Below are 650 nucleotides of genomic sequence, written 5' to 3' on the forward strand. Positions count from 1 at the left end.
CATCGGCGGCTTCGAGGGCACCCCCGACCCGGCGGTGTTCAAGCGGTGGATCGCCTACGGGATGTTGTCGTCGCACAGCCGTTTCCACGGCTCGGACTCGTACCGGGTGCCGTGGGCGTTCGACGAGGAGGCGGTCGACGTCACACGGCTGTTCTCGCGTCTCAAGCTCCGCCTGATGCCGTACCTGTACGCGGCGGCGCGCGAGTCCGCGGCGACCGGTGTCCCGGTGATGCGGCCGATGGCGCTCGAGTTCCCCGACGACCCGACGACCCTGCATCTCGACCGCCAGTACATGCTCGGCGGTGATCTGCTCGTCGCGCCGGTGTTCTCGGCATCCGGAGATGTGTCGTTCTACCTGCCGGACGGGGAGTGGACGCACCTGCTCACCGGGGAGCGGGTGGTCGGCGGCGGGTGGCGCCGTGAGGCGCACGGCTTCGACTCGCTGCCCCTGTACGTGCGGCCGGGCGCCGTGCTGCCGTGGGGTGCGCGCGAGGATCGGCCCGACTACGACTACCTCGACGGGCTGTCGCTGCGGGTGTTCCCCGGGGGCTCGGGGGTGGCCGAGGTCACCGTGACGGCGCCGGACGGGCGGAGCGAGACGTTCCGCGTGGACCGGGGGGATGTGACGGAGTAGGGGCTGTCTCTTATAC

Annotated in this window: 1 protein-coding gene; it reads left to right on the plus strand. The window is 70.9% G+C overall.

Annotated features, from left to right (window positions below; translation table 11 throughout):
- Positions 1-634, plus strand: a 634-nt coding sequence (locus NS283_RS18140) for a TIM-barrel domain-containing protein (protein ID WP_275934959.1), incomplete at its 5' end; no start/stop codon positions are given.
- Between the last annotated feature and the right edge of the window lie 16 nt (positions 635-650).

It is taken from the genome of Microbacterium testaceum, assembly GCF_001476285.1.
Lineage (GTDB): Bacteria > Actinomycetota > Actinomycetes > Actinomycetales > Microbacteriaceae > Microbacterium > Microbacterium testaceum_B.